Origin of the sequence: Dyadobacter sp. 22481 (genome assembly GCF_052044875.1) — a bacterium.
Lineage (GTDB): Bacteria > Bacteroidota > Bacteroidia > Cytophagales > Spirosomataceae > Dyadobacter > Dyadobacter endophyticus.
The window spans coordinates 1,655,682-1,682,323 of sequence record NZ_JBQENV010000002.1; the positions used below are offsets into that span (position 1 = coordinate 1,655,682).

At 51.3% G+C, this 26,642-nt stretch carries 19 protein-coding genes; 14 read left to right on the forward strand and 5 right to left on the reverse strand.

The features are described from left to right. Positions 1–191: 191 nt before the first annotated feature. Positions 192–2,966 carry a TonB-dependent receptor gene (locus ACTJJJ_RS17000; protein ID WP_440702440.1) on the reverse strand — a complete coding sequence of 925 codons (2,775 nt, stop codon included), beginning with the start codon at positions 2,964–2,966 and terminating at the stop codon, positions 192–194. Beyond that, entirely contained in the window at positions 2,953–3,729 is a 777-nt protein-coding gene (locus tag ACTJJJ_RS17005) for a GLPGLI family protein (protein ID WP_426293408.1), read from the reverse strand. The genes ACTJJJ_RS17000 and ACTJJJ_RS17005 overlap by 14 nt, the downstream gene beginning before the upstream one ends. Before the next feature lie 357 nt (positions 3,730–4,086). Between ACTJJJ_RS17005 and ACTJJJ_RS17010 the strand changes: the two genes are divergently transcribed. The 4 genes from ACTJJJ_RS17010 to ACTJJJ_RS17025 all read left to right on the forward strand — a co-directional run bounded on the left by ACTJJJ_RS17010 (position 4,087) and on the right by ACTJJJ_RS17025 (position 8,320). Next, entirely contained in the window at positions 4,087–5,607 is a 1,521-nt protein-coding gene (locus tag ACTJJJ_RS17010; RefSeq protein WP_440702441.1) for a hypothetical protein, read from the forward strand. A gap of 84 nt (positions 5,608–5,691) precedes the next feature. Then, on the forward strand, positions 5,692–7,182 hold the full coding sequence (locus ACTJJJ_RS17015; protein WP_440702442.1) for a sensor histidine kinase: 1,491 nt from the start codon (positions 5,692–5,694) through the stop codon (positions 7,180–7,182). Between the two features lie 3 nt (positions 7,183–7,185). After that, a complete protein-coding gene (locus tag ACTJJJ_RS17020; RefSeq protein ID WP_440702443.1) occupies positions 7,186–7,860 on the forward strand; it encodes a response regulator transcription factor in 675 nt (224 codons plus the stop codon). 91 nt (positions 7,861–7,951) lie between these two features. Further along, positions 7,952–8,320 carry an iron chaperone gene (locus tag ACTJJJ_RS17025; RefSeq protein ID WP_440702444.1) on the forward strand — a complete coding sequence of 123 codons (369 nt, stop codon included), beginning with the start codon at positions 7,952–7,954 and terminating at the stop codon, positions 8,318–8,320. A 2-nt stretch (positions 8,321–8,322) separates the two neighbouring features. On the opposite strand, the gene ACTJJJ_RS17030 is transcribed toward ACTJJJ_RS17025, so the two are convergent. Both ACTJJJ_RS17030 and ACTJJJ_RS17035 read right to left on the reverse strand, forming a co-directional pair. Further along, on the reverse strand, positions 8,323–8,805 hold the full coding sequence (locus ACTJJJ_RS17030) for an RES family NAD+ phosphorylase (RefSeq protein ID WP_440702445.1): 483 nt from the start codon (positions 8,803–8,805) through the stop codon (positions 8,323–8,325). A gap of 3 nt (positions 8,806–8,808) precedes the next feature. Further along, positions 8,809–9,183, reverse strand: a complete 375-nt coding sequence (locus tag ACTJJJ_RS17035) for an antitoxin Xre-like helix-turn-helix domain-containing protein (protein WP_426293414.1) — start codon at positions 9,181–9,183, stop codon at positions 8,809–8,811. A gap of 205 nt (positions 9,184–9,388) precedes the next feature. On the opposite strand from ACTJJJ_RS17035, the gene ACTJJJ_RS17040 reads away from it, so the two are divergent. From ACTJJJ_RS17040 to ACTJJJ_RS17050, 3 genes are all read left to right on the forward strand, one after another. Beyond that, complete coding sequence (locus ACTJJJ_RS17040) at positions 9,389–12,244, forward strand: PVC-type heme-binding CxxCH protein (RefSeq protein WP_440702446.1); 2,856 nt, start codon at positions 9,389–9,391, stop codon at positions 12,242–12,244. A 163-nt stretch (positions 12,245–12,407) separates the two neighbouring features. Next, positions 12,408–13,580 (forward strand): FG-GAP repeat domain-containing protein, encoded by a 1,173-nt coding sequence (locus ACTJJJ_RS17045; protein ID WP_440702447.1) that lies wholly within the window; start codon positions 12,408–12,410, stop codon positions 13,578–13,580. A gap of 47 nt (positions 13,581–13,627) precedes the next feature. Beyond that, positions 13,628–14,110, forward strand: coding sequence for a low affinity iron permease family protein (locus ACTJJJ_RS17050; RefSeq protein WP_188933092.1), 483 nt, complete (start codon positions 13,628–13,630; stop codon positions 14,108–14,110). Here ACTJJJ_RS17050 and ACTJJJ_RS17055 read toward each other — a convergent pair whose 3' ends face one another. After that, positions 14,111–15,292 (reverse strand): DUF748 domain-containing protein, encoded by a 1,182-nt coding sequence (locus tag ACTJJJ_RS17055; protein ID WP_440702448.1) that lies wholly within the window; start codon positions 15,290–15,292, stop codon positions 14,111–14,113. Positions 15,293–15,470: 178 nt separating this feature from the next. Between ACTJJJ_RS17055 and ACTJJJ_RS17060 the strand changes: the two genes are divergently transcribed. From ACTJJJ_RS17060 to ACTJJJ_RS17090, 7 genes are all read left to right on the forward strand, one after another. Then, positions 15,471–15,812, forward strand: a complete 342-nt coding sequence (locus tag ACTJJJ_RS17060) for a YciI family protein (protein WP_188933088.1) — start codon at positions 15,471–15,473, stop codon at positions 15,810–15,812. A 60-nt stretch (positions 15,813–15,872) separates the two neighbouring features. Then, positions 15,873–17,108, forward strand: a complete 1,236-nt coding sequence (locus ACTJJJ_RS17065; protein WP_440702449.1) for an RNA polymerase sigma factor — start codon at positions 15,873–15,875, stop codon at positions 17,106–17,108. Positions 17,109–17,382: 274 nt separating this feature from the next. Further along, positions 17,383–19,890, forward strand: a complete 2,508-nt coding sequence (locus ACTJJJ_RS17070; RefSeq protein WP_440702450.1) for a glycoside hydrolase family 95 protein — start codon at positions 17,383–17,385, stop codon at positions 19,888–19,890. Between the two features lie 26 nt (positions 19,891–19,916). Further along, entirely contained in the window at positions 19,917–22,148 is a 2,232-nt protein-coding gene (locus ACTJJJ_RS17075) for a DUF7133 domain-containing protein (RefSeq protein WP_440702451.1), read from the forward strand. Positions 22,149–22,178: 30 nt separating this feature from the next. Beyond that, the gene (locus tag ACTJJJ_RS17080; protein WP_440702452.1) at positions 22,179–24,362 is read left to right on the forward strand and encodes an outer membrane protein assembly factor BamB family protein; all 2,184 of its coding nucleotides are present in this window, start codon (positions 22,179–22,181) and stop codon (positions 24,360–24,362) included. A 17-nt stretch (positions 24,363–24,379) separates the two neighbouring features. After that, a complete protein-coding gene (locus tag ACTJJJ_RS17085) occupies positions 24,380–25,744 on the forward strand; it encodes an enolase C-terminal domain-like protein (protein WP_426293423.1) in 1,365 nt (454 codons plus the stop codon). Positions 25,745–25,956: 212 nt separating this feature from the next. Next, complete coding sequence (locus tag ACTJJJ_RS17090) at positions 25,957–26,487, forward strand: RNA polymerase sigma factor (RefSeq protein ID WP_426293424.1); 531 nt, start codon at positions 25,957–25,959, stop codon at positions 26,485–26,487. The last annotated feature ends 155 nt before the right edge of the window (positions 26,488–26,642 follow it).

The window sequence follows — 26,642 nt, forward strand, 5'->3', positions numbered from 1 at the left end:
AGAATAATAAGCCGATAAACGAACAGTAGTGTAGAAGCGTGCCATGGGCTGCTATGACACGCTTTTTGTTGTTTCAAATGCAACAACTTCTACCGTTCACTCAACCCCTGCAAACCATTTCCTCGGCCATTGTGTACAAGCGGCGGTACAGGCCAGAAAAGCGCTCGGCTGGTAATGGGAAAACCCTAGCGTCATACGCCGAATTTCCTGAGATTATACACAAGGCTGATCAGGAAATAACGCTTCAAAACGCGGCTGCGGACGTCCTCGATATAGGCGTCGCCCGTATTCCGGACCAGGCTACGGTTCTGGTTGAGGAGGTCGAATACCTGCAACCGGACCTCGGCTTGCCGGGTTCGCAGGAACTGCTTGGAGAGAGAGGCATTCCAGAGTAGGAAACGCTGATTGTACCCCTCGGCCCGGCCGGTATTGCCGGTGTAGGTAAGGTCGGTTGTAACGGCCACATTTCCGGGCAGTTGTACATGTACATCGGCAGTTGCGTACTGCGACCAGTACTGCATATTTTGTTGGGATAAAAGGGAATACCGGGCTTGCTGGTAGGTAACGCGGGCACTCAGGCCGTAGTCGATCCGTCCATTGTAATCGGATTGTAGTCGGATACCCTGGCCGAGAGAGGTCGATGTCGTAACGTTGTCTGACGTATTGATCATGTTGGTGTTGCGGGCAAGGCTTCCCTGCGTGCTCAGGTTGACGGATAAATGCAAGGGCTCGATTTTGTTGCTAAGTGAAACAAACCCGGTTCCCGACATAAACCCCCTTGTATTGATCGGCGTAGTAACCTGTACCCCCGATTCGTCGGTACGCGTGGAGACTCCGATACGGTTGTTGCTCTGATTGAAACTGCCGAATACAAACAGGTTATCGTTTCCACCCCGGCGCGACGCGCTGAATGTAAGCGTTACATTATGATAGTACTCCGGCCGCAATGCCGGGTTTCCGATGTTGATATTGAGCGGATTGGAATTGTCGGCAACAGGTATGAGCTGGGTAATGCCGGGCGATACGACGCGTGTCCGGTATTGGAGCCGCAGATTTTTATTCCCCCGAAATGTGTAGGAAAAAAGTGCATTAGGCATCAAGTAAGCGTATTGAGAGCGGTAGCCTGCGTCTGTCGATCTATCGATTGGCCGCAGGGAGGCCAGCTGGGCATCCGCCCCTAATGCGAACGTGTAGCGCAACCTTCGGGTCTGAAAAGTGGCACCCAGGCGGTTTGTTTCAAAGGTATTTGCGAAATTTCTGCTTAGCAAGGCATCAGGTTTGTCATATTGACCCGTTTCTTCGCTTTTGTCGGCGATATTCCGAAGCAGTTTGCCAAAATTGTTGCCGTAAGCATACCTGAATTCCAGTTTCTTGGTAAAAAAAATGGGTTCCGTAAAAGAAACAGTCACTGTGTTTTGCAATGCAAGCTGGTCCTGCGCATTCCGCTGGTCGATCCTTTCCCGTCCGGGAATCGTCGTCAAAGTATCGAAGAACGTATTGGCCGACCGGTTGTAGGCTGTTGTATTTCCTGTGGTCAGCAATGTGTTGAGGTTGGCTGACAGAGACCTGCCTTCCTTTTTGAATTTCCGCATTAACAGCAGATTGTTGTAGCCATTCACGCCGGTACCATTCAGGTCGTATTGGTTCAGGCCCTTGTTGAGGGAGTCAGCCAGTGACCGATACGAGTAACTGCTGTTTTTGCTAAGCAGGTCTTTCGTTTGAAAACTAATGTTTGGTGTAAACCGCAGGCTGGTCAGCGAATCGATCGGCAGGTCGAAGCGGCCGTTGATGCGGTGCGTGAGCAGGCTGTTTTTGGAATAATTGCTTTGGTCGGTGAGGAACGACTGGCCGGGCAGGATATTTTCGCGCCGGCTTTGCTGGTCGGTGGTGGTTACGGCCCGATTGGCGAAATAGCTGGCCGCCATTTCGGCGCGTTTGCCCCATTTCACCGCCTTGCTTTCTGTCCGGTAGTTGACCCCCAACGCCGCTACTTCGGTAACGTTGGAAGGTGCCATCTGGCCTTCACCGCCGCCGCCAGGCTGGCCCACCAATTGCGGTCCGCCACCCCCGTCGGTCATGCTGAAATTCTGCTGGTTCAGGTTGTTGGCCTGCCCGATCACCGAAAGCTGCCTGTTAGGCCCGCCATTGTGGTTGTTGAAACGGTTCACATTCAGCCTGGCTTCGTACCGTGCCGATTGGTCACCATTGGAGGGCCCAGCGCCCAGCGAATTTTGCCCGAAATACCCCTTTCCTTTATCCTTCTTGATGGTAATGTTAATCGTCCGCTCGCGGTCGCCGTCGTCCACCCCCGAAAACTGCGACTGGTCCGAGGACTGGTCATACATTTGAACTTTATCGACGATATCCGCGGGGAGGTTGCGGGTTGCCATTTTAGGGTCATTGCCAAAAAACGGTTTACCATCTACCAGAACCTTGTTTACCGCCTGGCCGTTGGCCTTAATGGAGCCGTCCCGACCTACTTCGACCCCCGGCAACTTGCGCAGCAATTCCTCCACCTGCGCATTCGGCTGCGTTTTGAATGAGCCTGCATTGAATTCGATGGTATCCTGTTTGATCGTCACCGGCGCGCGTTCCTGCTTGATCACCACCTCGTTCAGCTGCGTACCCTGCTCGGCCATAAGCAGTGTCCCCAGGTTCGCAGGCACATCGCGGTTTACATTAATGGACAAAGACAGGTTTTTGTACCCCACAAAAGTGATCAGCAGCCGGTAGGAGCCGGGCGCTACCTTTCGGAAGTGGAAATTGCCTTCTCCGCCGGTGGTCGTTGCGCTTACGTATGCAGAGTCGCGTGCATGCAAGAGGGACACAGAAGCCATCCTCAATGGTTTTCGCGACGCCGAGTCGAGCACGGTACCGCTTATTTCGCCTGCCGGGGTAATTTTTTGTGCATACAGGGGAGGAAGCCAAAGCAGCAGCAGGCATATTACAAATTTAAATGCCTCCACCGCCGGGTCCCATTTTTTGGTGAAAATCTGCCATTGCTTTCTGACGAATGTCGGTCAGTTGTTCCGCACTCACGCTTTCCGCCCGGCTGTCGGGCACAACGGATTTGTCTTCGACTTTCCCCAGGCTCACTTTGGTGGCCCTGAACTGTTCGCGACTTCCCTCTACCAGTAATACGACGCCTTTTTCGGGGGTAAGAGCAGGTACTGGCGAGTATCGGAACGGCAATTCGGTCGTAAACCATACGGAGTAAGGTTCCTTATGATAGTTGACTACCGCCTTTTGGCACAAATAGCCTGCAATTTTCTTCGTTTGCTGTGTTAGCTGCCAACCTCCGGCTGCTTCAATCGGCGCCTCGCTTTTGTAGGTACGGGCCTCTTTATCTTTGCCGACAGTTACAAACGTCAGGATTTTCTGGCTGGCAATGTCGATGACCGCATATTCTTCAAACGGACGCCCCGCATTGGTCGTTTGCGGGATGCCGCCGGGTTCTTGTGTGACCCTTATCATCATGTTCTCCTCATCGCGGTTTTCCCGGACAAAATTTCCTGCAAAGAGCACCTTCTGCCCGATTGTGCGGGTGTCCGGCACGTCCGTCGGGAAGTTGGGGTCGCCTTGCTTCACCTCCTCGCCATTGACCATGAAGCGTAATCGTGACTGGTCGATCTTGCGTACAACTTCGTAGCTGATTTGTCCGGAGGCTTGTGCGAGAATGTCCGGGGCCGCTGCGACGAACAGCAGGATGATTGAAAGAAGCTTTTTCATAATGTCACCTTGGTTTTGATTTTTGATGGATCAAAGGTCAGGCGACGGTTTGTAAGGTTCTGCTATTTAATGTTAAGTAGTGTTAACCTCAAATCCTGTTAGAGTTCTATAAAAGGCTTTTTAAGCGCTATTTCGGGGCCGCAAACTAAAAAAAATCACATTCCGTATTGTATTGCGGCGGGGCCGGTCGTATATTGGTTTTGCAAACTCAATCTAGTAACCCTCTATTAACTAATGATTTATAGCCTCTACTTTAAATTATTTCTGTTTATTGTCTTTTTCCTATCGACTTTATGGATTTATAGGGTTTGTATAACTGATCCCTACCGTAAGGTTTCCGGCAAAGACGCTGCATTCATGATCGCCGCCATGCTGCTGCTGGTATGGGCCGTGAGGATGCCATTTTTACGGGGCAGAGAATATGATATCGACACAAGTACCTGGCTAAGTTCCGTCATTGCCATCAATCACTACCCGGATAAGCTTTGGACATTGCTTAACTACACCGATGCCCGACCATTGACCGTATTCCCGCTGCTGGTCGGTTCGTTGGTTGGTATGCCGGTCGATTACAGTAGCGCCGAAATTATCGGGCTGCTTCTTTGGACAGGTACTGTATTGCTTCTGTATCAGGTATGTAAGCTATTTGCCGGGGAAAGCATCAGTTTAGCACTTTCTTGGAGCCTAGCTCTTTTTCTCGCAACAATTTGCCATATTTTCGCCGCATACAATTCCGAGCACAACAGCATTTTCATGGTCACCGCGGGGGTTGCGTTGTTCTTTTTGTACCTCTACCGCCGGTGGGCGAGCCCGGCAGTTGCGGCAGCTACGGGCACATTGCTGGGTAGCCTCATTTACGCCAAATTTCAGAATGCCCCCATGGGTTTGCTCACAGGAGCATTTCTGCTATTGGCCATGGCACAGCGGAAAGACTGGCGGAATGTAGTTGCATTGCTTGCAGGCTGCCTTTTTCCGACCATTTTTGTCAATGTTTTTTATGGGTTGAGGGGGAAGTTGGATGTATTTTGGAATAACTATTTCTGGAACTACTTCTATTACTCTTTCACGACGCAGTTCTCCTCCATGCCCATTGCGGAGCGGTTCAGCCCGGCCCGGGCCATTCGGTTTATTTTCTATGCTACGAGCTCCGGTATTTATGTTACCACACTCGTTACATTGGCCATTGCATTACCGGTTTTGTCCTTCAAAAGATGGATTTCCGAGTTTAAAATCAACTGGATACCATTTGTTTTTACCTTCTTGTTCCTGCTTTTGAGCATTTACGCCGTATTGCAGTCGGGCAATAATTTTGAGCATTACAAACTCTTTCTTTTCGTGCCGTTACTGCTCTTCAATGCACTATTCCTGTCGATGAGCCAGCCACTGGTACGGAAATACGCAGTAGGCATACTGTTGCTCGGAGGCATCCTGCAAACAGCCGTCAGCCTTAAATACCTCGATGGCGAGATTGCGTACGATAAGCGGACGGATATTGATAGAAAAGTAGCGGGACATATAGTTAAACACACCCGCTCGTCGGACCCGGTGGTTGTTTGGGGCTGGCGCGACGGGTTGCTCGTGCGTGCGCAGCGTCCGATGGGTTACCGGGATGTACACACCTTTCACTTTTCGATGAAATCGCCGCTTGTTCCGAACTGGACACGTGATTTTCTGGAAGATATGGAGGAGAACAAGCCCAAAATCTTCGTCGAGGCGATGATCCCCGAATACTCGGAGCGCGGCCACCTTTTTCTGCCCCACGACAAAGTGCCGGTGGTGCGGGAATATGTGCGGCGGCGTTACCGGTTTGTGAGGGAACTGGATGGGGTCAGGATCTTCCACCGGAAAGAAACACCAATCGTTTCCCAACTTCGATAGAATGCCTTATTAATCAATACTATTTTGTGTTAAATAGTGTTAAGGAGCAGGAAATCATCCGCCGGTAAAGTTTAGCTTTGCGGTATGACGAACCGCCGTATCCGCTCGATTTTCTGGCTCATGACCGCCTGCATTGTCGCAATCAATGCCTTTCAGGGATATTGGCTTTTTACGACGTATCAGCTCAACCGGCAGCAATTCGGTAACGTCGTTCAGGATGCCTTGTTCCAGGTTATCGAAGGGCATCAGGTCGATAATGCGCGCACACTGCTCGGCAAGCACCGTCCGGACCGGGATATTCCCGGTACCCCCCCCAAGGACGTCCCCGGTACCCCTCCCGGGGGTGTTCCCGATAAGCCGCCAGTAGATGTTTCCAGGAAATCTTCCGGAAGTACCTCCAAAGATACCCGTGTATTGGTCAGGCGGCTGGGCGCCGGGGCGGGCTCGCGTTTCTACTATCAATTCAATAACGACAGCGCAACCCTCGCGCCGGCCGACACGCTCGCGCGGCGCATTTCGAGGTTTGTGGTGCAGGAATGGACGGAAGGCGGAAGAGTGGATTTACGGAAAATCTATTCAGCCTATCATGCCGAATTGTTAAGGAGGAATATCGACGTAGCTTTTACCATCGATACCCTGTCCATCCTTCCGAACGCAGGAGGCAATAATCTGATCATTTATAACGGAACTGGTCTGAATTCGGAAAATGACGGCCGTTTCAGGACATTACCGCTACCGGTCAATCCTGTCCGGCATATTTTTGTGCAGGCTACTTTTGAAATGCCCGTTCCCTATTTGCTGATGCGAATGGGATGGTTGGTGGGCTGTTCGCTGCTGCTTTTGCTGCTTACATCGGGGTGCTTCGTGTTTATGCTGCGCACTATACTCCGGCAGAAAAAGCTCTCCGACATTAAAAACGATTTCATCAACAACATGACCCACGAGCTTAAAACGCCCATCGCGACGGTGACGGCCGCCGTGGAAGCATTGTTGCATTTTGGAGCATTGAACGATCCCCACAAAACGGAAGAATACCTGCATATTTCTCAAAACAACCTCCAAAGACTGTCGGAGCTCGTCGAGAAAGTATTGAACCTGGCGGTAGAAGAGACGCAGGAGTTTGAATTCCAGACAGAACCGGTGAGCCTGGCCGAAATGTTATGCGAACTGGCTGCCAACCACAGGATCAAGGCTGCAAAAACAGTGATATTTAACATGCATATCCCATTCGGAACGACGGTGCAGGTGGACCGGATGCATTTTGGAAATGTGATTAACAACCTGATCGACAATGCGATCAAGTATTCCTATGAGCGCGTAACGATATCGTTCAATTACGAACAGGAGCCGCATGGCTGGCAGCTTACGGTCACCGACAACGGGATCGGCATCCCCAAAGCTTACCAGGCCTCGGTTTTCGACCGGTTCTTCCGTGTCCCGACCGGCGACCTGCATCAGATAAAAGGTTTCGGCCTCGGGCTGGCCTATGTCCGGCAAGTGGTGGAGAAGCACGGAGGTAGTATCAGCCTGGCAAGTGAACCGGGAAAAGGAAGTGCTTTTGTTTTAAAATTCTGAGAAATGGCCAAGGTACTATTCATAGAGGACGAACCCGCGCTGGGCATGATTGTGAAAGATAGCCTGGTTTACAGAGGGTTCGACGTGCTTTATGCCGCGAATGGGATCGAAGGGCTCGAACAATTCCGGCAACACCAGCCTGATATTGTCGTGGCCGATATCATGATGCCTGACATGGACGGTTTTACGATGGCCGAGCACATCCGCCGCGACGACCCGCATACGCCGATTATATTCCTGACGGCACGTTCCCAAACGGCCGATGTGGTACGTGGCTTTGAGTTAGGAGGAAACGATTATCTTAAAAAACCATTCAGTCTGGATGAACTCATAGCGCGCATCAATGCGCTTCTGCGCGTAGGCGCTTCCCGCGCAGTAGCCAATGGAACGTTGAAAATTGGCCGCTACATGTTCGACCCTGCCAAACAAAAACTCTCGGTTGACGATCGGGAGGTAACGTTGTCTCATCGCGAAGCCGAGCTCCTCCGCCGGCTCTACCAGCAACGCAACGAAGTCCTCGGTCGCAGCGAAGTCCTCAATGAACTCTGGGGCGACGATTCCTTCTTCAATGGCAGGAGCCTCGATGTTTTCATCACCAAACTGCGGCGGTACCTACGGGAGGATCCTAAGATTCAGATTATTAATATCAGGGGAAGAGGGTATAAGCTGGTGCTTTGAGATAACTCAGCGCATTCACAACGACGGTTGCCAGCCAGGCAAGCAAAGCAGAGAGCAATAAAATCCATTTCATGACACTAAATTCCAGAACATGGCTGCCGTAAAACCCAGTTCAATAGACGAATACATTGCCGGTTTTCCGGAAAATGTGCAAAAGATATTGCAGGAAGTCCGCATGGTGATCAGGAACACCGCGCCGGAGGCCGTGGAGACGATTTCCTATGATATGCCGACTTTTAATTTAGACGGGAAATACCTTGTTTATTTCGCCGGATGGAAAAAGCATATTGCACTTTACCCGGTTACGGAAAAGATCTTTCAGCTGTTCCCAGGTGAACTTTCAGGTTACAAAGGGACAAAAGGCTCGGTACATTTTCCTTTAAACAAGCCTATACCGGTGGAGCTGATCAGGAAGATCGTCGAACAGCTGATTGTGGAACGTCAAGCGGTGGGGAGCTAAGTTTAAGTGCCTTTTGTGAAGGCATATTTCGTCAAAAGATCGTCGATCCGGCTGTCAGGTACGAGGTCGGTGACCTCTACAAGCTCCACGCGTGGGTAGTCGGGATGGTTGGTATTGATCACAAAATTGAATGCAAGGGGCATTACCGCGGAGGGTACTTTGAGAGCGAGCGCTTTGCATGCAGTAAACCACCGGTCTCCCGGCGGCTGACATTGCGAATAGTCGTTGGGATCGCGCCAGCCGGCTTCGAGATCGCTTTCAGAGACCGACTCGATAATAGCGTCGTCGGGTATTTCAATGAACATGATTTTAAAGTCCGTATTGAACCCGACGCCCTGCCGTCTTACGAGGTTTTCAAGCAATGCGAGCGGGATCGTTTCGGAAGTGTAGATCACTTTGTTGCCCGCGCTGTTCCATCTCCCGCGTATTCCGGAAGCGAACAAAGTATTGGCATAGAGCTTGTGGACGATCCGGAATACCAACATCTTTTACGCCGGATAACCCTCTGCCATTTTATCGAGCTCTTCACTCAAAAAGTCCACACCGCCGCCGGTCGTCAGCCAGTCAGCAGGCTTTTCAGCAGAATTCCAGAAAGGCTTTTGCAGCCAGTAATTGAATTCGTCGATGGTGCCGAATACCTCTTCGCCTTTTTCAAATAACGCGATCAGTTTCAGAAGATGCTCACCATAAAGCGGCTCCAAAGTCTTTTGCGCCTCTTTATAGTTGCTGATCGTACGCGCGGAGACGTTCATGATCGCCGCCAACCTCCTCTCAGGCATCTTGATGGCCTCCGCGAAATCGTAGAAAACTTTGGTGTGCAGGCCTTTCCGGGCAGAAAGCACAATAGCAAAATTGCTGTCCATCTCAATGTGATTGAATTTGGATTTCAAATTTGAACCGGGTTGAGCAACGGTTTTCATAACGAGGGAGATTGAGTACTCAAATATATGAATTTTTTCAAAAAGAAAGACGAATTTTTTCTTCAACAGCGAGCCGGACCCCAATAAGTATAAACATAGTGTAGCCTTCCTTTACTCCTCAACTTTTGAAACCGAAATTCCTAAACAAATGAGTATGATAAGGTTGACACACATGCTCGTCCCACTGGCATTGGCCATGGTGACCGTCCCCGCGCAGGATACCTTTGCGCAGAAAACGAATACCGCACAGACCGCCGAAAAATTCGATCGGGATTACGCGCTGGAAGCGACTATGCTGGGTTTCTTTGCCAAAGACGGTTCCCGAAACCCCACGTTGAAGGCCAATAAAGGCGATCGGGTGCGGATTACGATCACGAATGGCGAACTGATGACGCACGATATCGCGCTGGAAAAGCTCGGAATCAAAAGCAAAGTGATCATCGAAAAAGGTACCAGCACGAGCGTTACTTTCAAGGCCGAGCAGAGCGACACTTATTTCTGCTCCGTACCAGGGCATCGCGCTGCGGGGATGGTGGGTAGTTTTGAGGTTGTAGAAGGGGTTATTTCAAATGAAACCGTGGCTGGTCAGTTGCCGGTGAAGGACGGCCAGCAGCTAAACCTGGGTTTTGAAACGGGTGACCTCAAAAACTGGACAGCAACGGGCGACGCATTCGCGAATGCGCTTTTCAGTTCAGATCCTTCTCCGGTTCATGAAAAAGAAATGAATATCGGATACGAAGGAAAATATTTCCTGAGCAGTGGCGGCACGCTCAATTACAAACAAACAGGTACGCTGACATCCGTGCCTTTCCAGGTAATACAGCCTTTCGCCGCATTTCGCGTGTCGGGAGGTGCATTGCAGGATACCCGTGTCGAGATCGTGACGGCGGGTGATAACAAGGTTATCTATCATATTACCGGCCAGGGCAGGGCTACATTGCAGCCAGCGGTAGTGGACCTTCAACCTTACCTAAACAAGGAGATTTTTATACGGATCGTCGATAATGAGACCGGCATTTCGCAAATTCCCTACATTGCCAACGACAAATGGGCCCATATCAACTTTGATGATTTCCGTTTTTACGCAACCCGGCCCGATTTTCCCAATGAGCTGAAACAGAAAGATATCATTATCCTTCCCCCTCTGGACCCTGTTTTAAATGCAGGTTTATCGGGTACAGAAGCGGCGAAGGCAATGACCCCGCCGACGGGCTTCAAAATCACGCTTGCCGCCGCAGAACCTGACATTATCAGGCCGATCAGCTTCACTTTGGATTCACGCGGCAGGCTTTGGGTCGTAGAAGGCCATACTTACCCGGTGCGCGCCCCGGAAGGCCAGGGAAGGGACAAGATCCTGATTTTTGAAGACACGAATGGCGACGGAACGCTGGACAAACGCAAGGTATTTGCTGAAAACCTGAACCTGATCAGCGGTATCGAAGTGGGAATAGGAGGTGTCTGGCTGGGTTCGGCGCCCAACCTGCTGTTTATCCCTGCCGATTTCAAAAACGACAAACCCACCGGGCCGCCGCAGATTCTGCTCGACGGATGGGGATTGGAAGACACGCATGAAGTACTCAATAACCTTCGTTGGGGCCCGGATGGTTGGCTTTATGGCACACATGGTGTATTTACCCATTCGAATGTAGGCAAGCCCGGTGCCCCGGATTCGGAGCGGACCAAAATCAATGCGGGCGTATGGCGGTACCACCCGACTTCGCACAAATTTGAGGTATTTGCCGAAGGATCGAGCAACCCGTGGGGCATCGATTTTAATGATTACGGACACCCGTTTATTACTGTGTGCGTGATCCCCCACATGTACCATATCATTCAGGGCGCGCGCTATCAGCGGCAGGCAGGTAAGCATTTCAACCCCTATACTTACGACGACATCAAAACCATTGCCGACCACGTGCATTGGGTAGGCGAGCGCGGGCCGCACGCGGGTAACTTCCGCTCGGCCTCGGCAGGCGGCGGGCATGCGCATGCGGGAGCGATGATTTACCTCGGCAACAGCTGGCCAAAGGAATACCGCAACGATATTTTTATGAACAATATCAACGGCGCACGCCTCAATGTAGACCATTTGACCCGCTCGGGATCCGGTTACGAAGCCACCCATAAAAACGACTTCATGGCAATGAACGATTCGTGGTCGCAGTGGCTGAACTTTAAATACGACGCAAGCGGATCAGTTTGGGCGATCGACTGGTACGACAAAAACCAGTGCCACAGCCCCAATCCCGATGTGCACAACAAAACCATGGGCCGGATATTTAAAATAACCCACGACAACGACAAATGGGTGCAGGTAGACTTGTCCAAAGCCTCAGATATGGAGCTGGTCAATTACCAGTTGAATCCCAACGAGTGGTACGTACGTCAGGCGCGTACAATTTTACAGGAACGTGGCCCTAATAAGAAAGTACACAAGGCATTGAAAGAAATTCTGGCGAAAAACCCCGACGAAACCCGCAAGCTCCGTGCATTATGGACACTTCACGTTACCAGGGGACTCTCGGAGAAAGAACTTGCGGATTTGCTTTCAAGTGACAGTGAATACATTCGGAGCTGGTCGGTACAGCTGCTGACCGAGAACAAATCAGTTTCGCCCGAAACGTTGAAAAAGTTTGTTGACCTGGCGCAAAAGGATAACTCGAAGCTGGTGCGGCTCTATCTCACTTCCGGAATGCTTCGTCTCGATCCTGCCCAGCGTTGGGATGTGCTCGATGCACTCGTGCAAAAGGCGGAAGACAAAGACGACCACAACCTGCCGCTTTTGGAGTGGTATGCCGCCGAACCATTGGCACCGCTCGATGCGAAACGTGCTTTGCAACTGGCCGGGAAGTCCCAGTTCCCCAAAATGCTGCCTTACATGATCCAGCGCGTTGAAGCGATCGGGACAGAGGAATCGAAAAAGGTGTTGAAAGACTATAACAAGGTAGGTAAAGTTGAAGGTCAGCACGAAAACCACGCCACCGGAACGGCCATGAGCCATTAACAAAAGGGCTTCATATTGAAGCCCTTTTGTTAATAACGTTGAGTAAAATAAATGAAATATTTCTACAAATAAAGCGAATTAGTTTACTTGAAAATATGACGGAAGTCATGTTTTGTAAGGCTTTGTAAAAACATGATGTTTTACTCCTAAATAGCAGATAGTCATGACAAATTCAGGTATTTATGCTTGCTTGATACTTCTGTTTACAGCAGGTGTGCCTGCCGCCGCACAACCCGAGGGGAGTTTTAAGCGGACAAAACTGACGGGCGACTTTATTTCCGAAGGAGCCGCCGTTGCAGATCTGAACAAAGACGGGAAAGTTGATATCATTGCCGGCTATTATTGGTTTGAGGCCCCATCCTGGGCCAGGCACGAACTTGCTCCATCGCGCGTGTTCGATCCAAGGAAAGAATATAGCAACTCATTCCTGAACCTGGGAATGGATGTGGATTTAGATGGCTGGGATGACGTTATTATCATCGATTTTCCCGGCAAGGCTGCTTTCTGGTTCGAGAATCCGCACAACAAACCAGGCGTTTGGTCCAAGCATTACATCGCCGATTCGGTGGGCGTTTCCAATGAATCGCCCGGATTTATAGATATCGACGGTGACGGACGGTTGGATATTCTTTGCGGCGACCCGGCTAAAAAGCAGATCATCTGGCTAAGAGCACCCGTCAAAAAGGGCGAAACACGTTGGCAGCGCTTCGCATTAAGCAAAGAGAATGTGCCGGGTACTGAGAACTTCTCCCACGGCATCGGTTACGGCGATATCGACAAAGACGGCATTGCCGACGTCGTGGTGAGGGAGGGTTGGTTCAAAGGCCGGAAAGACAACAAATCGGGCAACTGGGATTTTTACCCCGCCAACCTGGGCGAGCCCTGCTCGCATATGCAGGTGCTGGATATCAATGCGGATGGTAAAAATGACGTTTTAAGCGCGTCCGCGCACGCATTAGGGATCTGGTGGCACGAGCAACTCCAAACGGCCGAAGGCAAGATTGACTTCAAAACACACCTCATTAGCAACACCACTGCGCAAACGCATTCGTCGGCCATGGCAGACCTGAACGGCGACGGCAAAAAGGAATATATCACGGGCAAGCGTTTTCTCGCACACCACGGCCGCGACCCGGGCGACAGCGATCCAGCCATGCTATTGTATTTTGAAATCATATCAAAGAAAGAACCCTATTTCAAGGAACACCTGATCGACAACGACTCGGGCGCGGGACTCAACATTACCGTACACGATATGAATGGCGACCGTAAACCGGATATCGTCATAGCGAACAAGAACGGCGTTTTTTTATTTGAAAATCAGATAAAGAAGTAGCTTTTCAGTTTCAAAGGTCGGAGATTGCTTTTTCAACACTGTTTTTTATGGAAAGAGGGAAAATCAATTTATTCGAAAGAATGGCTACCCGCATCACTGCCTGGACAGGTAGTTCAATGGCTTTTGGCGTAGCATTGGGTATCATACTGGTTTGGAGTGTAACCGGGCCGGTCTTTAAATATTCCGATACCTGGCAGCTGGTGATCAACACCGGCACTACGATCGTTACCTTCCTGATGGTTTTTCTCATCCAGAAATCACAGAACAAAGATTCGAAGGCCATTCAATTGAAGCTCAACGAGCTGATTGCCGCCAGCCGATTCGCGAGTAACAGGATGGTCGATATCGAAGACCTTAGCGAAGCGGAACTCGATGTGCTGCGTAAATTCTATCGTAAACTGGCCGAAATGTCTGAGGAGGATAGCGATATCCACAAGTCACATTCCATTGATGCAGCCCAGAGGTTGCACAGGCACAAAACCAGCGGAATTTCCGGACTGACACAAGGCGATACCGGCTCTCAGGAATAGCTATTTGTCTTTTTTCTGATCCTTTTTTTTATCCTTCCTGTCCTTATCATCATCCTTGGAGAAGATCTTTTGAAAAAAGGTCTTCTTCTCTTTCTTATCCTCCTTCACCGACGCGATGCTAATCTCATTGTCGATGGAGGGCTGGATAGCGTGGATGAACGCATTTTGAAGAATGTTGGTAATTGCCGCCCAAATATTCGTCCTGGGGTCGTCGAGCCGGCCCTGGAATGGTACTTTGGTGGCAACCTGGTCGTTATTTTTATTTTCAAACAGTTTACCTGCCCCGCCGGCAACCGCTTCCCATAGTTTTTGGAGCAAATTATCTTTCCGGTCTTCCTTTCCCAAAACATCCAGGTTTTTGATCACCGGCTTCACGTAGCCTTTAAATTCCATATCCTTTGCCGCCACTTCCGTATACAGCCCGAAGCGGCCGTCGTTGACATCCACTTTGGCATAGGCCTGGAAGAAATCATTCAGTTTGACGAGGTTCGTATTGTTTAGTTCGGCGCTCATATCGAAGGTCGGAGCGTCGGCGAGCGGATTGAGCTTTGCGTCGAACCGCAGCTTGCCCTCATACACGTCTGCGGTAGCGTGAATGCTTGCGGGAAGGACGGCCGTCGAATCGTAACTATTCCGCAAGTTCTGGGCGAGCAAATGCAGGTTGGTCATGGCGATATCCACTTTGGGCGTCGATCCGAAGTCCTTGTACTGGATTTTGCCGTCACGCAACTCGCACCGGTTGATATTCAGCGGCATAAACTTGTCGAGTACCTTCCGGAAATCAGCCGAGTCTTTCACGACCTCCTTCGGTTCGACGATATCTTTGGTAAACAACAAAAAAGGCCCTTGGAACACCAGCTCACCGGCAATGGATCCTTTGAGCAACGCCTTCCATTCTATCGACAGATCGATTACTTTTGAAGCAAAAAAAGGCGTTTGCTTGCTGGTAACAGTATCTTTTTTATTAATGTAAATACTGTCGATTTTGTAGGCGCCGCGGATAATAGCGAGATCAATGTCGTTGATATGCCCGTAATAACCGTTCATATTCGCCAGGCTCCGGTTTGCAAAATGAAGGATAACATAGGGCAGTATCAGCCGGATCACCACAATGGCGACAAGTATCCCGATCAGGATTTTGACGGTGCGCCTTTTTTTTGAATGGGTGCGTGTGTCGGTCATTTGGGGTATATTTTGCGATGAACCAGTTTGATTTTTCATGCGGCTCATTTAAACAATCGTACCAAAGCAACTGCGCGCTTTCGCAGCTTTCGTATTTTTCAGAAAAAAAACCAGACTTCTGTCCAGTCCCGCGTAGGCTGTTCGTCAACAGGCTTTAAAACTTAAAACTTATATCAAAATGAATGACTTCTTGTTTGTTTTCAGAAATGATCCCGCGGTAATGCCGGGCATGTCGCCAGAAGCATTGCAAAACAGTATGCAGAAATGGATGGACTGGATCGGCGGAATCGCTGCACAGGGTAAACTGGTCGATCGCGGCAACCGGCTTGCCAACGAAGGTAACGTGGTAAGGCCCTCACAGGTCGTTACAGATGGCCCATACATCGAGACCAAAGAATCGGTAGGCGGTTTTATTATGGTCAGGGCCGGGTCGCTGGATGAAGCAACCGAAATGGCAAAAGGCTGTCCGATCCTGTTTGCAGGCGGTAATGTCGAAGTCAGACCCATTATCCGGATGTAGTTTTTTGCCCAAACGCCGATAAGCCTTTGTAACCAGCAAAGGCTTATTTACTTTAATGCCATGGAAAACCAGGAATTGATACCGCATTTGTTCAGGACCGAATACCGGAAGATTACCGCCGTCCTAAGCAAAACTTTTGGCCTCGAACACATTGAAATCGCCCAGGACATCGCCAGCGATACTTTTTTGCAGGCATCCGAAATGTGGGGGATCAAGGGTGTTCCCGACAACCCGGTGGCCTGGCTTTATACCGTCGCACGCAACAAAACGCTGGATTACCTGCGGCGCGACAAGCTGTTTAAGGAAAAAGTGACAGGTCAGGTGGTGAGGAGCAGTCCGCCGGGGGAAGAAATCGACATCGACTTATCAGCCCGGAATATCACCGACAGCCAGTTGCAGATGATGTTTGCCATTTGTCATCCGTCCCTTCCGGTCGAGTCGCAGATCGGCCTGGCGCTCAATGTACTGTGCGGGTTCGGGATCAGCGAGATTGCCAGTGCATTCCTGACCAGCAAGGAGACGATCAACAAACGGCTTTACCGCGCCCGGGAAAAGCTGCGGACCGAGGAGGTGAAAATGGAGTTCCCTGCCGAAAGCGACATTGAATCCCGGTTGGAGGCAGTTTTGAAGACCTTATACCTGCTTTTTAACGAAGGTTTCTATTCGGCTGGAAAGGATATTACGCTGCGCAAAGACGTTTGTATCGAAGCAATGTGGCTTACGAAAATGCTGACAGAAAACGCTGGTACCGACAGCCCGCCCGTAAACGCATTGCTTGCATTGATGTGTTTTCACGCGTCGCGTTTCGAGGCGCGCACCAATCCGCAAGGCGAAACCGTACTGTACCAGGACCAGGACGAGAGCCTTTGGGACGCCACGCTGATCTGTCGCGGCGAAAATTATCTCAACCGCGCCTCCGTCGGCCAGCAGCTCTCCCGCTATCACCTCGAAGCCGCAATCGGGTACTGGCACACCATCAAAGCCGATACGCCCGAAAAATGGGAGCATATTCTTCAATATTACAACCAGCTGCTCATCCTCGAATATTCACCCATCGCGGCTCTGAACCGTACCTACGCCCTTGCCAAAGCCCGCTCCAAACGCGAAGCCATCTGCGAAGCCGAGAAGCTTAACCTGGCCGGTAACCATCTGTACCACTCGCTGCTCGGGGAGTTGTATTTGGGTATTGATGATAGGAAGGCGCTGGAATGTTTTAATGCATCGCTCGGGCTGGCAAAGTCGCGTGCGGACAAGCAGTTGTTGATGGAGAAGATGCGGAGGATTGCTGAGGCTTGAACATCGGAGTGCCGGCCCGGACGTAACCAGCAAAATCCCGGATTAGATCAACCTTTTTCAAAAATTCCTCGCGGCATTAAGCTTTTATTAATGCCCCTGTTAATCCTGCCTGCCTAATTTGCTCATCGTTATGCCAAATCAGCCGCCCTGCTGCTCCCGGGACGGGAGCTGAATTGGTGCAGCGGCATCACCGATTAACCAAACTTTAACAACCCAAAGCATTAAAAATCCTCGTTTCTGTCCTCTTAACGCAATGGACACGAACAAATTTTTCATGAAACGCCTATTCCTAAGCCTGACCCTTTTTGTTTTCACCAATCAAACTTTTGCACAAACGCCGGGCGTCGCCTCGCCGGGCGTCGCCACGCCGGGTACCTTGAAACTCTGGTATAAAAAACCAGCCGGCAAGACCTGGACCGACGCGTTGCCTGTCGGGAATGGCCGGCTGGGTGCAATGGTGTACGGTAACCCTGAAAACGAGGTCGTCAAACTCAACGAATCGACGGTATGGGCAGGTGGCCCCAACCGCAACGACAACCCCAACGCCCTCGCTGCATTGCCAGAGGTACGAAAACTGATTTTCGAAGGGAAACACAATGAGGCCGCCAATCTCGCCGCAGAGAAAATCGAGTCGAAAACCACGAACGGGATGATGTACCAGCCCGTAGGTAATTTGAATATCGATTTCCCCGGCCACGACAAGTTCGCGGATTACTATCGTGAACTGGATATCGAGAAGGCCGTTACCACCACTTCCTACACCGTCGACGGTGTAAAGTTCACCCGGCAAGTCATTGCCTCGGTGCCCGACCAGATCATCGCGATCCGTCTCACGGCGGATAAGCCTGGGAAACTGACATTTACCTCATTTCTGAACAGTCCGCAGAAGGGAGAAAGGAAGATGGAGAAAGGAGGAAGGATGATTTTTGCGGGGGTTAGCGGAGATAAGGAAGGCGTCAAAGGGCAGGTCGCGTTTCGTGCGCACGTGCATGTAGCGCACGAGGGCGGGCAATTGAGCGCAGGAGATACTTCGCTGACGGTCAGCAAGGCCAATGCAGCTACGATTTACATTTCCATTGCGACCAATTTTGTCGATTATAAAACGCTCACGGCTGATCCGCAGATCAAAGCGGACCAGTATCTGAACAAAGCGGCGGCGAAGCCTTTTGCCACAATCCTCAAAAGCCATATTGCCGCCTATCAGCACTATTTCAACCGCGTAAAGCTCGATTTCGGGAGCTCCGAGGCGATGCAGCTGCCAACGGACGAGCGCGTTGAAAAGTTTTCAGCCGGGCACGATCCGCAGCTGGTGGCGTTATACTTCCAGTTCGGCCGGTATTTGCTGATCTCTTCATCGCAGCCGGGCGGAAACGGAATGCCTGTTGGGCAACCGGCCAATTTGCAGGGTATCTGGAACCAGCAAATGAACCCGCCGTGGGGCAGCAAGTATACCATCAATATCAACACTGAAATGAATTACTGGCCCGCCGAGGTCACCAACCTGACGGAGCTGCACGAACCATTGGTAAAAATGGTGAAGGAGTTGTCTGTTACCGGGCAGGAGACGGCACGTGTCATGTACGGAGCGAAGGGCTGGCTGGCACACCATAATACCGATTTGTGGCGCATTACGGGCCCGGTAGACCCGATTTTCTACGCCATGTGGCCGATGGGCGGAGCGTGGTTGAGCACGCATTTGTGGGAAAAATATTGCTATTCGGGTGATAAGGAATACCTCAAATTGGTGTATCCGGCTTTGAAGGGATCAGCGCAATTCTTTGTCGATTTCCTGGTTCCCGAGCCCACACATCAGTGGTTGGTGGTGGTGCCTGGTATGTCGCCGGAGAATGCCCCGGCGAGCCGCCCGAAAACGACGATCGGGGCGGGGAATACCATGGATAACCAGATCGTGTATGATATTTTCACAGCCACCATCCGCGCCGCGGAAGCATTGGGAACGGATGCCGATTTTGTAAATACATTGAAAGCCAAACGTTCCCAGCTGCCGCCGATGCAGGTTGGGAAGTTCGGGCAGTTGCAGGAGTGGCTCGAAGACCTCGATAGCCCCGAGGATAAGCACCGCCATATTTCGCATTTATATGGATTGTATCCCTCGCACCAGCTTTCGGCATACCGTACGCCGGAGCTTTTCAGTGCCGCCAGGACCTCCCTGGAACACCGCGGCGATGTTTCTACCGGTTGGTCGATGGGCTGGAAAGTGAACTGGTGGGCCCGCCTCCTCGACGGCAACCGTGCCTATAAGCTCATTACCGATCAGCTGTCACCTGTAAATGCCCCCGGGAAAAAAGGCGGTGGCGGAACCTATACCAACCTTTTCGATGCCCACCCGCCGTTCCAGATCGACGGTAACTTCGGTTGCACGGCCGGTATTGCCGAAATGCTCCTGCAAAGCCATGATGGTGCCATTCATTTGCTCCCCGCGATTCCCGATAGCTGGAAAAACGGGTCGATCAGCGGCTTGCGTGCACGCGGCGGTTTTGAAATCGTGTCATTGGAATGGAAGGAAGGAAAAGTTTCAAAACTGGTGATCAAGTCAAACCTCGGCGGAAATTGCCGGTTAAGGCTCCCGAATGTGCTGAAAGGCAATGCCCTGGCGCTCGCCACTGACGGGAGCACAAACAGCAATCCATTTTATCAAATTCTTGATATTCCAAAGCCAATAGTCTCTCCGGATGCGAAAATGGCTCCTACAAAGCTACCAGAAACGGCTTTGTATGATTTCAAGACTGAAAAAGGGAAAACTTACACATTTACCCGCTAATCCTAACCCTTATTAAACCTCTCATCATGAACAAGAAGATATGGATCGCCGGATTGCTCGCCGCTACACTGGTTACCTGCCAGGTATCGAAGCAAAACGGTTCCAAAAACGAAATGCTGCGCACAACCGACGCATCGGTTGGCGCGATTCCGGCATTTACCGACAACCCTTCACCCGCGCACCTCACACCCGAGCAGAGTATCAAAACATTCAAATTGCCCAAAGGCTACCATCTCGAACTGGTGGCAAGCGAGCCGATGATCCACGAACCGGTGGCGATTGCGTGGGATGGCAATGCGCGCATGTACGTGGCCGAGCTCAATACGTATATGCAGGACGTGGAGGGCACCGACGAGCACGCCCCCACAAGCCGGGTAATGCTGCTCGAAGACACCGATAATGATGGCAAAATGGACAAGAGTTCGGTGTTTATCGATAAAATGCTTCTCCCTAGAATGTTGCTGTGTGTAGGCAATGAATTGCTGGTCAACGAGACGGATACCTACAATGTTTATAGTTATAAAGACACCAACAGAGATGGCATTGCCGACGAGAGGCGCCCGGTTTACACTCCCGACAAGAAAGCACCTGGAAACCTGGAACACCAGCGCAGCGGTCTCGACTGGAACGTAGATAACTGGATTTACATGGCCGTCGATGCGGTGCGTTTCCGGTATGCCAACGGGATTTTAAAACCCGACTCCATTCCCAGCGGTTCCAGCGGGCAATGGGGGCTTACCCACGACAATTATGGCCGTTTGTATTTCTCGTCGGCAGGAGGCGAAACACCTGCCTTAGGCTTTCAGATCAACCCAATCTATGGCCGGATGGAGTTTAATGACCAGTACAAAGAAGAATTCAATGAAGTTTGGCCGATCATCAAAACCCCTGACGTAGAAGGCGGCTTGAAGCGCCTTAGGCCCGATACGACGCTGAACCATTTTACAGCCAGTTGCGGGCAGGTGGTATTCCGCGGTGACCGGCTTCCCGCCGATTTGCAAGGCGACTTGCTGATCAGCGAGCCGGTAGGAAGGCTTATCCGGCGTGCGAAAGTTACCAACAGAAACGGTAAAATCACGTTGGAAAATGCCTATCAGAACGAAGAATTCATTGCTTCTACCGACATGAACTTCCGCGCGGTGAATATGTACACCGGACCGGATGGCTGCCTGTACATCGTCGATATGAACCGGGGGATCATTCAGGAAGGCAACTGGACGGGACCGAAAAGCTACCTGCGCCCGCAGATCAAGCGACTGGGCCTCGATAAAAACATCCAGCATGGACGCATTTACCGACTTGTATACGATGGAATGGCACCAGGCCCCAGGCCCAAAATGCTGGACGAAAATTCCAAAAAACTGGTGAGCTATCTGGGGCATGCCAACGGTTGGTGGCGTGACAATGCGCAGAAGGAACTGATTGTGCGCAATGACCAATCGGTGGTTTCGCTGCTCAAAGCCATTGCGGCGGGTGAAGGTAACGAGGCGATCCCGTCACCTTCGGCGCTCGCGCGATTGCACGCATTATGGACGCTCGAAGGGTTGAATGCATTGGATCAAACGAGCATTAGCCGTGCGTTGAAAGATAGCGACTTCGAGATCAGAAAAGCCGCTGTTCGCATGACGGAGCCCTATTTGAAAAAGAACGACGCGATGATCGAAACGCTGGCGGCATTAAAGTCCGATCCTGTGGCCGATGTGCGCATGCAGCTGATATTCTCACTGGCATACAGCGAGTCGCCCAAAGCGAAAGCATTAGCTGGTGATATTGTAAGGAATGCAAACGGCGCGGAGGTGCTGGCGCGGGCGCAACGGAGCGTCGAAAAGAATGAAGATGCCAAGAAATTCGGCATGAAGCTGGGACGGCTGGATGCCCCCGACAGGGCGCTTGTGGTGAACGGCTCGGTGATCTATAAATCGCTTTGCGCGACTTGCCACGGGGCCGACGGAAAGGGGCTGATGAGCAAAACCGCCCCGCCGCTGACCGGTTCGCGAAGGCTGAACAGAAACAATACCAATGCCTCGGTGCGTATCCTGCTTCACGGCTTGTCGGGGCCGATCGAAGGCAATAGTTATCCAACGGAAATGCCTTCCATGAAGGATAACGATGACGAATGGATCGCTTCGGTGCTCAGCTATGTGCGCCATGAGTTCACCAATTCACCGCCCGTGCGTCCTGCGGACGTGAAAACGATCCGTGAACAAACGGTATCGCGCGACAAGGCATATACGCTGAACGAGCTGTCGATTCAGTAACTGAAACTTTAAACCGAAACACTGAAATTAATGGGAAGCGAGCAGTTTTTGTGGTCGGTGCTTTGGAAAAAGGGCATTGGCTTGTCGGTGGGTGCATTGTGTGTAGCCACGATGCTGGGGGCTCCGGATTCCGACTGGCCGAATTATGGCGGTAACAAGGCAGGTAACCGCTACTCGCCGCTAGACCAGATCAATGTTGGTAACGTTCAGAACTTGCAGGTAGCCTGGATGTACGACGCTTCCGAGAAGCCGGATCTCGCGAACCCCGGCCGCCAGCGCAACCGCGCCATTCAATGTCAGCCGATCGTTGTGAATGGCATTTTGTACGGTACGACGCCGGAGTTGAAACTGTTTGCATTGAAAGCCGGTACCGGTAAGCAGATCTGGAAATTCGAGCCATTGAAGGATGACCGCCTCAATTCCAACAGGGGCGTGGTTTATTGGGAAAATGGGAACGATAAACGTATACTCTATACGGTCGGATCGAGCCTGTACGCGGTGAATGCGGTTACAGGCGAGATCGTCAAGCGTTTCGGAAAAGAAGGCAGAACGGATATTCATGCCGGTTTGCAAACAGGCCTGGACCACGATGTGAGCAAACTCTCGGTGAATGCGACAAGCCCGGGAATTGTTTTTAAAAATACATTGATCCTTGGCTCGGCGGTTTCCGAATCCGGCGACGCCGCGCCGGGGCACGTTCGTGCATTTGACGTGGTAACGGGGAAATTGAAATGGGTTTTTCATACGATACCTCAGCCCGGTGAATATGGCTACGAGACCTGGCCCAGGGACGCTTACAAAAAGATCGGCGCTACCAACAATTGGAGCGGCATGAGCCTCGATGAAAAGCGGGGTGTGGTGTATTTTGGTACAGGATCCCCGGCCTCCGACTTCTACGGCGGCGCCCGCAAGGGTAGCAACCTGTTTGCCAACTGTATTATGGCCCTCGACGCCGAAACCGGCAAACGGAAATGGCATTACCAAACCATCCACCACGACCTTTGGGACCGCGACCACCCAAGCCCGCCGAATTTGACCACTATCTCGCACAATGGCAAAAAGGTAGATGTGGTAGTTCAAAGCACGAAAGACGGCCTCGTTTACGTGCTCGACCGCGATAAAGGCATCTCTATTTTCCCTGTGGAAGAGCGCAAAGTACCGGTTAATGGTCTCCCCGGCGAGCATCCTTACCCGACGCAAAAATTTCCGTTAAAACCCGCGCCGCTTTCCCGGCAGGTGTTTACCGAAGCGGATATTACAGATATTTCCCCGGAGGCGCATGCCTACGTGAAGGAGCGTTATTCCAAAATCAAAACAGACCACAAATTCGCTCCCCCCAGCACGACGGGCACATTGCTGTTCGGTTATAGCGGCGGCGCCGAATGGGGCGGTAATGCGGTCGATTCCGATGGCGTTTTTTACCAGAATGTAAATGAAGAGCCCTGGGAACTGATTATGGTGGATGCGGCACAAAAGAAATCGGAGGCGCCACGGACATTGGGTAACTCGCTGTATCTGGCAAACTGCGCCGCCTGCCATGGTCAGGACCGGAAAGGCAGCGGACCGGAACTGCCTGCATTGGCAGATATTGGTAAAAAACTAAGTCCCGCGCAGATCAAAGGCGTTCTCAAAACCGGTAGCGGCCGAATGCCGTCGTTCGGGCATTTGTCGGACAAGGAGCACGATGCATTGATTGACTTTCTTTTGAACCGTGAAAAAGCAAGTTCACTGCCCTTGAAAACGGCTAACGCGACTAATAGGCCCGCTAATAAGGACGGCTTCCCGTACATGCCCGCCTATGTGAGCAAAACCTGGCAGCGCTTCACCGATCAGAACGGTTATCCCGGTGTAAAACCACCATGGGGCACATTGAATGCGATCGATTTGAATACCGGAGAATACCTCTGGCGCGTGCCGCTCGGCGAATACCCGGAGCTGACTAAAAAAGGCATCCCGATCACTGGCACCGATAGCTACGGCGGCCCGCTTGTAACGGCCGGCGGATTAGTATTTATAGCCGGTACCAAAGACGAGAAAATCCGCGCATTCGATAAGAAAACGGGTAAAACCGTCTGGGAATACCAGCTGCCAGCCGGAGGGTTCGCAACGCCGATCAGCTACCAGATCGACGGGAAGCAATACATTGTGATCGCAGCCGGTGGTGGCCGCGGACAGAGGATCGGCGGGAATTACATCGCTTTTGCATTGAAATAACACTAAACCTGTACAGCATGAACAAGAAAGAAAACTCCACCGAAACCAGCCGCCGAAACGCGATGAGAATGCTCGCGACAGGTTCTGCGGCCGGTCTGCTATCGCTTTTCGACAGCCCCAGAGCCCGTGCCGAGCGCTACGTAACGCCGCAATATGCCAAAGGCGCGGCGCCTGTGACGATCAAAAAAGTGCGAGCCATCACTACCGCGCCGGGCGGCTCCAACCTCGTGATAGTGAAAGTTGAAACCTCCGAACCAGGACTTTACGGCCTCGGTTGCGCCACGTTCACACAACGCGCGAAGGTGGTGATACCGGCGGTGGATATTTACCTGGATGAGTTTTGTGTGGGAAAGGACGTCGATAATATCGAGGATATGTGGCAGTCGGCCTATGTGAGTTCGTACTGGCGCAACGACGCCGTGCTGAACAATGCATTATCGGGCCTGGATCAAGCTCTTTGGGATATTAAAGGGAAACGCGCCAATGTGCCTGTACATCAGTTGCTTGGCGGGAAGGCGCGCATTGCGGTGGATACTTACACACACGCGAGCGGGCCTACGCCAGAGGCCATCGCCGATAAAGTACAGCAATATATGTCCGAAGGTTTCCGTCACATCCGCATCCAGCAGGGCGGTTACGGAGGGGTAGGGGCCATGGAAGAGATCAAGCCCGATTTTAAAGCTGCGGGTTTCGGCCGGGCTACCGACGATTTCAGCGACCAGCGCACCTACCTGAAACGCGTTCCGAAAATGTTCGAAATGGTGCGTAAAAGATGCGGCGAGGACATTGAGCTGCTGCACGATATGCACGAGCTCGTGGAGCCTATGGATGCCATCAATATGATCAAAGGTTTGGAAGAATATCGCCCGTATTTCATCGAAGATCCGTTTTCTCCCGAGAATATGGGTTGGTTCAAACAGCTGCGCCAGAGTACGACCGTGCCGATCGCGATGGGAGAGCTTTTTAACAATATCAACGAGTTCCGTGACCCGATGGCAAACCAGCTGTTCGACTACATCCGCTGCCATATTTCGCAGATCGGCGGTATTACGCCCGCCATGAAAGTGGCGCGACTCGGCGAATGGTTCAATGTGAAGACTGCATGGCATGGGCCGGGCGACACTTCGCCGGTAGGGCATTCGGCCAACAACAATATTGATATTGCCGTGTGGAACTTCGGTATCCAGGAATCCCAGCGGTTCAGCGAGAAGGTTCAGGAAGTTTTCCCAGGTTGCCCGACCATCAAAAACGGTTACTATTATGTGAACGAAACCCCAGGCCTCGGCATTGACATTAACGAAAAGGAAGCCGCCAAATATCCGATCGGAACCAAGTCGCGGTGGACGGTACGGAAGAGCGACGGAACGCTTTTAAAACCCTGATAATCAGTATTTGAAATGTTAATGACCTATTTTTTATTGAAATTGTTTAAAAAAATGACCGAAAACGGGACTTGTTAATGCTTTGTTAAGCTTTTTTTAAGGGTGGGATTTTAGGTTTGCCGGACTTATCGATCCATTTTCCGGCACCATTTCCTATGAATGATTCAGACTTGTGGAGAAGTTTCCGAAGCGGGGATGAAACGGCCTTTTCAATGCTTTACAAATCCCATATCGACGTCCTTTACCGGTATGGCCATAAACTGACTGCCGATACGCAGTTGGTCGAAGACTCGATCCAGGACATGTTCATCGAGCTTTGGAACAGCCGCAAAAGGCTTTCAAACACCGATAGCATTAAATATTACCTTTTCCGGGTGTTGCGCCGCAAGATCACGCAGCACCCGCTAAACCGAAACGTAGCCGGTGCCGGGGCGGAGATTTCCGCTTTCGAGCACCGGTTTTTTTCCGTTTCGACCGAAAGTGAACTCATCGATACCGAGAGCAAACAGGGCCGCTCGCGCGCACTTGGCCGTGCGCTCACGCAACTGCCTCCACGCCAGCAGGAGGTGGTGAATCTTCGCTACTATCACGAGTTCAACCACCAGCAGATCGCCGAGATCATGAATATCTCGCTGCAATCAGTACATAATACGCTGCAAAAGTCGATGAAGGGGCTCCGCGAGTTGCTATCAGGCTATTCTGAAATCATTTTAACTGCATTGATTCTCCTGATTTTTCACTAACCCCTGCCCGCTCGTTTCCGTCGTTTAAAAACGACGGTCATAGATATATTTTCGTCATTTTTAAATGGCGGGAGGGCGCATCGGATTTTTTTAAAATAATTCTCTTTTTCCGGGGGTAATCTACCAACCTTTTCTCCATTTGTTTTTGAAGGATG

Coding starts and splice junctions, on each gene's coding strand:
- ACTJJJ_RS17005 (WP_426293408.1), bottom strand. CDS start 3,729: ATGAAAAAGCTTCTTTCAATCATCCTGCTGTTCGTCGCAGCGGCCCCG.
- ACTJJJ_RS17010 (WP_440702441.1), top strand. CDS start 4,087: ATGATCGCCGCCATGCTGCTGCTGGTATGGGCCGTGAGGATGCCATTT.
- ACTJJJ_RS17015 (WP_440702442.1), top strand. CDS start 5,692: ATGACGAACCGCCGTATCCGCTCGATTTTCTGGCTCATGACCGCCTGC.
- ACTJJJ_RS17020 (WP_440702443.1), top strand. CDS start 7,186: ATGGCCAAGGTACTATTCATAGAGGACGAACCCGCGCTGGGCATGATT.
- ACTJJJ_RS17025 (WP_440702444.1), top strand. CDS start 7,952: ATGGCTGCCGTAAAACCCAGTTCAATAGACGAATACATTGCCGGTTTT.
- ACTJJJ_RS17030 (WP_440702445.1), bottom strand. CDS start 8,805: ATGTTGGTATTCCGGATCGTCCACAAGCTCTATGCCAATACTTTGTTC.
- ACTJJJ_RS17035 (WP_426293414.1), bottom strand. CDS start 9,183: ATGGACAGCAATTTTGCTATTGTGCTTTCTGCCCGGAAAGGCCTGCAC.
- ACTJJJ_RS17040 (WP_440702446.1), top strand. CDS start 9,389: ATGAGTATGATAAGGTTGACACACATGCTCGTCCCACTGGCATTGGCC.
- ACTJJJ_RS17045 (WP_440702447.1), top strand. CDS start 12,408: ATGACAAATTCAGGTATTTATGCTTGCTTGATACTTCTGTTTACAGCA.
- ACTJJJ_RS17050 (WP_188933092.1), top strand. CDS start 13,628: ATGGAAAGAGGGAAAATCAATTTATTCGAAAGAATGGCTACCCGCATC.
- ACTJJJ_RS17055 (WP_440702448.1), bottom strand. CDS start 15,292: ATGACCGACACACGCACCCATTCAAAAAAAAGGCGCACCGTCAAAATC.
- ACTJJJ_RS17060 (WP_188933088.1), top strand. CDS start 15,471: ATGAATGACTTCTTGTTTGTTTTCAGAAATGATCCCGCGGTAATGCCG.
- ACTJJJ_RS17065 (WP_440702449.1), top strand. CDS start 15,873: ATGGAAAACCAGGAATTGATACCGCATTTGTTCAGGACCGAATACCGG.
- ACTJJJ_RS17070 (WP_440702450.1), top strand. CDS start 17,383: ATGAAACGCCTATTCCTAAGCCTGACCCTTTTTGTTTTCACCAATCAA.
- ACTJJJ_RS17075 (WP_440702451.1), top strand. CDS start 19,917: ATGAACAAGAAGATATGGATCGCCGGATTGCTCGCCGCTACACTGGTT.
- ACTJJJ_RS17080 (WP_440702452.1), top strand. CDS start 22,179: ATGGGAAGCGAGCAGTTTTTGTGGTCGGTGCTTTGGAAAAAGGGCATT.
- ACTJJJ_RS17085 (WP_426293423.1), top strand. CDS start 24,380: ATGAACAAGAAAGAAAACTCCACCGAAACCAGCCGCCGAAACGCGATG.
- ACTJJJ_RS17090 (WP_426293424.1), top strand. CDS start 25,957: ATGCTTTACAAATCCCATATCGACGTCCTTTACCGGTATGGCCATAAA.